Consider the following 8,902-nt stretch of genomic DNA (forward strand, 5'->3'; position numbering starts at 1 on the left):
GCCCGCCCCCCCGCCCGGGGGGGGGGGGCCCCGCCGTCGTTCCCGCGCTCGGCACGCGGCCGCGACGGTCGCCGGACCGGGGGACGCCGGCGGATGGGAACGGTCGGCCGAAGCGTCGTACGCTCTGCCGGTCAGACCACGTGGAGAAGCCGTGACCGCCGGAGTGTGCCGTGCCGCCCGCCCCTCGCCCCACCGTTCTCGCCGCAGCCGCGCTGCTGCTCGCCACCACCACCGGGTGCAGCCTGCTGGCCGCCCCGACCACCGCCACCCCGGGGGCGCCCGCGCCGGTGCCGCCCAGGCAGGTGGTGCTCACGGCCGCGCAGGCGCTGGACGACGCCGGCAGCGCCCGGATCGACGTGGTCCAGGAGGGCCCGGGCGGCCGGCGCACCGCGAGCGGCACGCTGGTCTGGGGGGCCGCGGACGAGGCCGCGCTGACCGTGACCGACGAGCTGGGCAGCGGCCGGCTGACCCTGAAGGACGGCGCGCTCGACCTCGCGTACCAGGACGGTGCGGCCAAGCACGCGGAGCGGAGCACCGCGGAGTCGGCCGACCCCACGGCGGGAGCCGGCCCGGGCGGCTTCGCCGGCGGCTGGACGACCACGCTGATCAGCAGCCCGGGCGGCCGGGCGTACGGGATCGCCCAGGGCGTCAAGCTCGGCTCGCTCGGCGGCGAACAGCTGGCCGGGGTGACCGCGGCGCACTACCGGGGCTCCGCGCCGGTGGACGAACTGTTCGGCAAGGACGAGGAGTTGAGTCCGCAGCAGCGCGCGGCCAGGTTGGACTGGTACCGGCAGCACGGGGTGGCGGCGATCGGGTACGACGTCTGGGTCGGGCCCGGCACGCGGCTGCTCCGGCTGCGCGAGACGGTCCGGGGGAGCGCGGGAACCACGGTGACCACGACGGACGTCTCGGCCCCCGGAGAGGCGGACGCGACGTCCGCTTCGGGCGGATGACCGGGAGGGGTTATCCGGTGGGTGGGGGATTCCCGGATCCGTTAGAGTCCGCGTGAGAAGAAGATGAGAAGAGCCGATCGTCGGTTCTTCCATGGGGGTTCGGGTCTCACGGGGGTGGCTTCGTGCGCGCTCCGCGCCTCGCCACGGCCGTCGCGACGGCGGCCGCCCTGCTTGGTGCGGCGACCGCTTGTGGCAGCGGCGGGGACGGCGCGAACCTCGGCAAGGCCGTCGCGATCACCGCTCCGGCCGCGGGCGACCTCGGCAGCGAGGCCGACCTGCTCAAGCTGCTCGGCTGATCCCGGCCGGGCCCGGGCACCGAGCACCGAGCCCACCAGCAACAGCCGGCTACCACCCAGGGCGCACCGCGCGCCCGGGGTCCTCAAGGGGGAATCATGGCTGGAACCCGCAAGACCGCCGTCGCCGTCGTCCTCGCCGCTCTGGCGCTGACCGCGACCGCCTGCAACGGCAACGACGACGAGAAGGCCGCCCCGGCCGCGCCGACCACGGCCGCCGGGACCACGGCCACCCCGTCGGCCGCCGCCCCGACCGGTGGCGCCAAGCCGGAGAAGGTCAGCCCGGCGGTCTACCTGGAGCAGGTCACCCAGAAGACCGGCGCCGCCAAGTCGGCCAAGGTCAACGAGAGCATCACCATCGGAGACCTCGCCATGACGGGCACGGGCGCGATCTCCTGGGCCGACGGCCTCCAGGGCGACCTCACGATGGACATGTCGGACTCCCCGATGGGCAAGATGATCGCGGTCCTCACCGGCAGCGGGTCCGCGCCGTACCGCTTCGCCAAGGACGGGATGTACCTGCACCTCGGCGGTGACGGGGTCGAGGCCCTGGGCGGGAAGCACTGGGTGCACTTCAGCGCCGCCGACCTGGCCAAGACGTCCGGCGGCAGCACGAACCAGTTCAAGGACGCGGACCCGGTCGAGGCCGTGCGGCTGCTGATCGCGACCGGCAAGGTCGCCGAGGTCGGCCAGGAGACGGTGGACGGCAGAGCCACCACCCACTACTCCGGTGTGCTCGACGCCGACGAGATCGCCGGCGCGTCCGCCGCCAAGGGCCTGAGCCAGGAGAAGCTCGACCAGCTCAAGCAGAAGCTGGCCGCGGGCGGCATCACCAGCGAGCAGATCGACGTCTGGGTCGACGCCGACCAGCTGGTGGTCAAGCGGACCGAGACCGGCGCGACCAAGGCGGGCAGGTTCAAGGCCTCGGTCCTCTACTCGGACTACGGAACCGCGGTCGACACCACCGCGCCGGCCGCCGCCGACGTCGTGGAGGTGGCGGACCTGGCGAAGCTCGGCAACAGCTGACCCTCCGAGCCGTCGGGTCGCCGGCCGGATTCGGCCGACCCGGTGGACCCGACCGCGGTGGCGGCCTCCGAGGAGGGGGCCGCCACCGGGCCGGTCGGGAGCGGGTGGCAAGGTGGCCGGACTGGGCCGCCGTCGGACGGGGCCGGGCGAGAGGGGAAACGGACGATGGCGGGACGGCAGCGATTGGCGGCGGCGGCCGCCGTCGTCCTGCTGACGGGCGGGCTGAGCGGCTGCGGCGGCGGGGGAGGAGCGGTCACGCCGACCGGCAGCCCGACCCCGGCCGCCGCCTCGCCCTCCGCCGCCTCCCCGAGCGCCCAGGCCAAGCCGACCGACCGCTCGCCGCACGGGGTGCTGCTCTCCGCCCAGCTGGCCATGCAGACCGCCCGCCGGGCCAAGGTCGGCTACCGGCTCGGCGCCGACGTCGGGTCCGGCCCGCTGTTCTGGCAGCCCAAGACCGCGCTCCAGATCAAGCGCGCCACCCCGGCGGAGGCCGAGCAGCTGATCGTCGTGGACACCGTGGCCTACCAGGGCGGGGACGCCGCCACCGCGGCCCGGCAGGGCGGGAAGCACTGGGAGCGCTTCACCGTCCCCGCGGACCCGGACGGCCACAAGGAGGTCCCGTACGCCGGGCTGATCGACCTGCTGAACCCGGTCGAGGCACTGACCGCGGCCACCGCCGAGGGGACGGACCCGGTCTTCGTCGGCGAGGAGAAGTACGAGGACTCGACCGTCGAGCACTACCGGGTCCCGACCACCGCCGAGAAGTACGCGGCCGCCCAGACCCAGCTGACCCAGTCCCGCCGGGACGGCCTGCGGGCCGCGCTCGCGCCCGGCGGCTCGCTCTCGCTCACCCTGGACCTCTGGCTCAACGACAAGGACCAGCTGGTCCGGCTCCAGCGCACCGGCAGCGGGGACAGCGGCCGGGCGGACGACGAGGTGCTCTACACCGACTTCGCGGGGGCGCTGCTCTCGGCCCAGGCGCCGGCCGAGACGGACACCGTGGACACCGGCGTCCGGACGGTCTCCCCGCTGGCCCGCTGAGGCGCCGGCCCCCTGAACCGTCGGCCGCTGAGGCGCCGGGCCCCGGGGCTGCTCCGTCCGAGGGCGATTTGCACCTTGCGGACGGCTCCGGCTAATCTGGCCGAAGCCAAAGACCGCTGGTTGTCGCCGCGAGCCCGTCAGGGATCCGGTGGCCGAAGGATCTGCGATTCGTCGCAGGCAGCCCGCGCAGGTGTGTCTGGAGCTTCGACTTCCGGGTACCGCGTCCGCGCGGCCGCCCGTCGAGGTCGTTCCGAGCCCCGTGCCCCTGCGCACCGGGGCTCGTTGCGTTTCCGCAGGAGCTTTCCTTCCGTCCGGTCGGTCCACGGCGACCTAGGTCGACTTTCGCGGTCGGCCCGACTTCGACATCACGGAAGGAGGCGTAAGCCTATGGCCAGGCCCGACAAGGCTGCTGCCGTCGCCGAGATCACGGACAAGTTCCGTGGCTCCTCCGCGGCGCTGCTGACCGAGTACCGCGGTCTCTCGGTGAAGCAGGTCAAGACCCTGCGTCGCTCGCTCGGCGACAACGCCGAGTACGCCGTGGTGAAGAACACGCTGACCAAGATCGCGGCCAATGAGGTCGGGATCACGGAGCTCGACGACCTGTTCAGTGGTCCGACGGCTGTTGCCTTCGTCACCGGTGACCCGGTGGAGTCGGCGAAGGCTCTGCGTGACTTCGCCAAGGAGAACCCCGCTCTCATCATCAAGGGCGGTGTCCTTGACGGCAAGGCGCTGTCCGCCGATGAGATCAAGAAGCTCGCGGACCTCGAGTCCCGCGAGGTGCTGCTCGCCAAGCTGGCGGGTGCCCTGAAGGGCAAGCAGTCCCAGGCTGCCGCGCTCTTCCAGGCCCTGCCGTCGAAGCTCGTCCGCACTGTGGACGCGCTGCGCGACAAGGTCGAGCAGGGCGGTGCCGGTACGCCGGCTCCCGCCGCCGAGGACGCTGCCGCCGAGTAATTCGGCAGGCTCCGGCCTCGCTGCGGGCCCGTACGCCCGCCCCACCCGTACATCCGGCACCAACCTGCCGATTTAGTGGAAGGACGCCATCATGGCGAAGCTGACCCAGGACGAGCTGCTCGCGCAGTTCGAGGAGCTCACCCTCATCGAGCTCGCTGCCTTCGTGAAGGCCTTCGAGGAGAAGTTCGACGTCACCGCTGCCGCCCCGGTCGCCGTTGCCGGCATCGCCGGCCCGGGTGCCGTGGCCGAGGCCGTCGAGGAGCAGGACGAGTTCGACGTCATCCTCGATGGCGCCGGCGACAAGAAGATCCAGGTCATCAAGGAGGTGCGCACCCTGACCTCCCTCGGCCTGAAGGAGGCCAAGGACCTCGTTGACACCGCTGGTGCCAAGGTCCTGGAGAAGGTTGCCAAGGACGTTGCCGAGAAGGCCAAGGCCGCCCTCGAGGGTGCCGGCGCCAAGGTCACCGTCAAGTGACTTTCCCCCAGCCGTAGACGGCTGGGAGGTGCCCCACGCCCCCTCCGGGGGGCTTGAAGCCGGGCCGATCACCCTTGTGGGTGGTCGGCCCGGCTTTTTCGCGTTTCCGGGCCGCTTCCGGGCGCCGCCGGGGCCGTGCCCGTCCGCGTTCCCCCGACCGGCCGGTAGGGCCCGCGGGCCTGGCCGGGAGAGCACTCGGCACCGTCGGTGCCGGGGGGTATGGTGATCACGATCATCGAGGGCGGCCCACCGCGGATCCTGTAACGCCGAGGGGGTCCGGGCCGATAGACCGGTCGAGGCCCGCGCCGCCTGCGGGCCCTTGACGAACCCGGCGCGGCGCGCGATTCTCGAGGCGCGAGTCCGCCCGGTTGGTTCGCCGCTGGATGCATAACCAGCGGCACCGGCGGGAAATGACTCCACGTGAGTTAGAGCAGTACCCGGCGGGCGTCCGCGTTCGCCGGCTACCGGGAGGAGTCTCCGATTCGGTCTCCGAATCAGAGCTGGACAGCAGTGTCGCCTTTGGCTACACTGTCCCTTTGCGCTGCCTGTTAGCTGCTCCGTGACTCGTCGCCCGGAGTTTGCGTTGCCCTGAAGGGGTCTGGCACCGCCTCCGCAAAGCGGCTCTGACCTGGGGTTTCGACCCCGGCGGAGGCCAGTGGCGAGGGAGGCGGCACCAAGCCCAAGCAGGCCCGGCTGGTACGCGCGTAGTGAGCTCCGAGCCCTCGGAAGGACCCCCCTCTTGGCCGCGCCGCGCAACGCCTCGAACAATTCCGCCGCATCCACCGCCCCGCTCCGCGTCTCGTTCGCGAAGATCAAGGAGCCCCTCGAGGTCCCGAACCTCCTGGCCCTGCAGACCGAGAGCTTTGACTGGCTGCTCGGCAACGCGGCCTGGAAGTCCCGGGTCGAGCAGGCGCTGGAGTCTGGTCAGGACGTCCCCACCAAGTCCGGTCTGGAGGAGATCTTCGAGGAGATCTCCCCGATCGAGGACTTCAGTGGGTCGATGTCGCTGACCTTCCGCGACCACCGTTTCGAGCCGCCGAAGAACTCCATTGACGAGTGCAAGGACCGCGACTTCACGTTCGCGGCCCCGCTCTTCGTCACGGCCGAGTTCACCAACAACGAGACCGGTGAGATCAAGTCTCAGACGGTCTTCATGGGCGACTTCCCGCTCATGACCCACAAGGGCACGTTCGTGATCAACGGCACCGAGCGTGTCGTCGTGTCGCAGCTGGTCCGCTCCCCGGGTGTGTACTTCGACTCCACCCTGGACAAGGTCTCCGACAAGGAGATCTACTCCTGCAAGGTCATCCCCTCGCGTGGTGCCTGGCTGGAGATGGAGATCGACAAGCGCGACATGGTCGGCGTCCGCATCGACCGCAAGCGCAAGCAGTCCGTCACCGTGCTGCTCAAGGCCCTCGGCTGGACCAACGAGATGATTCTCGAGGAGTTCGGCGAGTACGAGTCGATGCGCAACACCCTGGAGAAGGACCACACCCAGGGCCAGGACGACGCGCTCCTGGACATCTACCGCAAGCTGCGTCCGGGCGAGCCGCCGACGCGCGAGGCCGCGCAGACGCTGCTGGAGAACCTGTACTTCAACCCGAAGCGCTACGACCTGGCCAAGGTCGGCCGCTACAAGGTCAACCGCAAGCTGGGCAACGCCGAGTCGCTGGACTCCGGCGTGCTCACCGAGCCCGACATCATCGGTGCGATCAAGTACCTGGTGAAGCTGCACGCGGGCGAGACCGAGTGGCGTGACGGCGAGGGCCGCGACATCGTGGTCGAGGTCGACGACATCGACCACTTCGGCAACCGTCGCCTGCGCAACGTCGGCGAGCTCATCCAGAACCAGGTCCGTACGGGTCTCGCCCGTATGGAGCGCGTCGTGCGCGAGCGCATGACCACCCAGGACGTCGAGGCGATCACGCCGCAGACCCTGATCAACATCCGGCCGGTCGTCGCCTCCATCAAGGAGTTCTTCGGCACCAGCCAGCTGTCGCAGTTCATGGACCAGACGAACCCGCTGTCGGGCCTGACCCACAAGCGCCGTCTGTCCGCCCTCGGCCCCGGTGGTCTGTCCCGTGAGCGGGCCGGCTTCGAGGTCCGAGACGTGCACCCCTCGCACTACGGCCGCATGTGCCCCATCGAGACCCCCGAAGGCCCGAACATCGGTCTGATCGGCTCGCTGGCCTCGTACGGCCGGGTCAACGCGTTCGGCTTCATCGAGACGCCGTACCGCAAGGTCGTCGACGGTGTGGTCACCGAGAAGGTCGACTACCTGACCGCCGACGAGGAGGACCGCTTCGTCATCGCCCAGGCGAACGCGCCGCTGACCGCGGACCTGCACTTCGCCGAGCCGCGCGTCCTGGTCCGCCGCCGTGGCGGCGAGATCGACTACATCCCGGGCTCCGAGATCGACTACATGGACGTCTCGCCGCGCCAGATGGTGTCGGTCGCGACCGCCATGATCCCGTTCCTCGAGCACGACGACGCCAACCGCGCGCTCATGGGCTCGAACATGATGCGCCAGGCGGTGCCGCTGCTGAAGAGCGAGGCCCCGCTGGTCGGTACCGGCATGGAGTACCGCTGCGCGGTCGACGCCGCCGACGTGATCACCGCCGAGAAGGCCGGTGTGGTGCAGGAGGTCTCGGCCGACTACGTCACCGTGGCCAACGACGACGGCACGTACACCACGTACCGCGCCGCCAAGTTCACCCGCTCCAACCAGGGCACCGCCTTCAACCAGAAGGTGCTCGTGGACGAGGGCGCCCGGGTCGAGGTCAACCAGGTGCTGGCCGACGGCCCGTGCACCGACGAGGGCGAGATGGCCCTCGGCAAGAACCTGCTCGTGGCGTTCATGTCGTGGGAGGGTCACAACTACGAGGACGCGATCATCCTGTCGCAGCGCCTCGTGCAGGACGACGTCCTCTCCTCGATCCACATCGAGGAGCACGAGGTCGACGCCCGTGACACCAAGCTCGGCCCCGAGGAGATCACCCGGGACATCCCGAACGTCTCCGAGGAGGTCCTGGCCGACCTCGACGAGCGCGGCATCATCCGCATCGGTGCGGACGTCGTCACCGGCGACATCCTGGTCGGCAAGGTCACCCCGAAGGGCGAGACCGAGCTGACCCCCGAGGAGCGCCTGCTCCGCGCGATCTTCGGCGAGAAGGCCCGTGAGGTCCGCGACACCTCGCTGAAGGTCCCGCACGGTGAGTCCGGCAAGGTCATCGGCGTGCGCGTGTTCGACCGCGAGGAGGGCGACGAGCTCCCCCCGGGTGTCAACCAGCTGGTCCGCGTCTACGTGGCCCAGAAGCGCAAGATCACCAACGGTGACAAGCTCGCCGGCCGTCACGGCAACAAGGGTGTCATCTCCAAGATCCTCCCGGTCGAGGACATGCCCTTCCTCGAGGACGGCACCCCGGTCGACATCATCCTCAACCCGCTGGGTGTCCCGTCCCGAATGAACCCGGGACAGGTCCTGGAGATCCACCTCGGGTGGCTCGCCAAGCAGGGCTGGGACGTCTCCGGTCTCGCCGACGAGTGGGCCCAGCGCCTCCAGGCGATCGGCGCCGACCAGGTCGAGGGCGGCACCAACCTCGCCACCCCGGTCTTCGACGGCGCCCGCGAGGACGAGATCACCGGCCTGCTGGACAACACCACCCTCACCCGTGACGGTGAGCGCCTGGTGAACTCCACCGGCAAGGCCCGCCTGTTCGACGGCCGCTCCGGCGAGCCGTTCCCGATGCCGGTCTCGGTCGGCTACATGTACATCCTCAAGCTGCACCACCTGGTCGACGACAAGCTGCACGCCCGTTCGACCGGTCCGTACTCGATGATCACCCAGCAGCCGCTCGGTGGTAAGGCGCAGTTCGGTGGTCAGCGCTTCGGTGAGATGGAGGTGTGGGCCCTCGAGGCGTACGGCGCGGCCTACGCGCTCCAGGAGCTCCTCACCATCAAGTCCGACGACGTCCTCGGCCGCGTCAAGGTCTACGAGGCCATCGTCAAGGGCGAGAACATCCCCGAGCCCGGCATTCCCGAGTCCTTCAAGGTCCTCATCAAGGAAATGCAGTCGCTCTGCCTCAACGTGGAGGTGCTGTCCTCGGACGGCCAGTCCATCGAGATGCGCGACTCCGACGAGGACGTGTTCCGCGCCGCCGAGG

At 70.4% G+C, this 8,902-nt stretch carries 7 protein-coding genes; all 7 read left to right on the forward strand.

The features are described 5' to 3' along the window. The first annotated feature begins 170 nt into the window (after positions 1-170). On the forward strand, positions 171-953 hold the full coding sequence (locus ACFRMQ_RS33500; RefSeq protein ID WP_380734527.1) for a hypothetical protein: 783 nt from the start codon (positions 171-173) through the stop codon (positions 951-953). 122 nt (positions 954-1,075) lie between these two features. Further along, complete coding sequence (locus ACFRMQ_RS33505) at positions 1,076-1,249, forward strand: hypothetical protein (RefSeq protein WP_380734528.1); 174 nt, start codon at positions 1,076-1,078, stop codon at positions 1,247-1,249. Positions 1,250-1,345: 96 nt separating this feature from the next. Further along, positions 1,346-2,272, forward strand: a complete 927-nt coding sequence (locus ACFRMQ_RS33510) for a hypothetical protein (protein WP_380734529.1) — start codon at positions 1,346-1,348, stop codon at positions 2,270-2,272. 165 nt (positions 2,273-2,437) lie between these two features. Then, the gene (locus ACFRMQ_RS33515) at positions 2,438-3,313 is read left to right on the forward strand and encodes a hypothetical protein (protein ID WP_380734531.1); all 876 of its coding nucleotides are present in this window, start codon (positions 2,438-2,440) and stop codon (positions 3,311-3,313) included. A gap of 387 nt (positions 3,314-3,700) precedes the next feature. Next, complete coding sequence (gene rplJ / locus ACFRMQ_RS33520; protein ID WP_380734532.1) at positions 3,701-4,264, forward strand: 50S ribosomal protein L10; 564 nt, start codon at positions 3,701-3,703, stop codon at positions 4,262-4,264. Positions 4,265-4,355: 91 nt separating this feature from the next. Next, positions 4,356-4,739, forward strand: a complete 384-nt coding sequence (gene rplL / locus ACFRMQ_RS33525; protein ID WP_380734533.1) for a 50S ribosomal protein L7/L12 — start codon at positions 4,356-4,358, stop codon at positions 4,737-4,739. A 739-nt stretch (positions 4,740-5,478) separates the two neighbouring features. Next, a partial coding sequence (rpoB, locus tag ACFRMQ_RS33530) for a DNA-directed RNA polymerase subunit beta (RefSeq protein ID WP_380734534.1) occupies positions 5,479-8,902 on the forward strand: 3,424 nt, incomplete at its 3' end.

The organism is Kitasatospora sp. NPDC056783 (genome assembly GCF_042789895.1).
Classification (GTDB): Bacteria; Actinomycetota; Actinomycetes; order Streptomycetales; family Streptomycetaceae; genus Kitasatospora.

What these genes read in the sequence shown, in the direction of transcription:
- ACFRMQ_RS33510 (WP_380734529.1), top strand. Translation starts at nt 1,346, where the DNA reads ATGGCTGGAACCCGCAAGACCGCCGTCGCCGTCGTCCTCGCCGCTCTG.
- ACFRMQ_RS33515 (WP_380734531.1), top strand. Translation starts at nt 2,438, where the DNA reads ATGGCGGGACGGCAGCGATTGGCGGCGGCGGCCGCCGTCGTCCTGCTG.
- rplJ (WP_380734532.1), top strand. Translation starts at nt 3,701, where the DNA reads ATGGCCAGGCCCGACAAGGCTGCTGCCGTCGCCGAGATCACGGACAAG.
- rplL (WP_380734533.1), top strand. Translation starts at nt 4,356, where the DNA reads ATGGCGAAGCTGACCCAGGACGAGCTGCTCGCGCAGTTCGAGGAGCTC.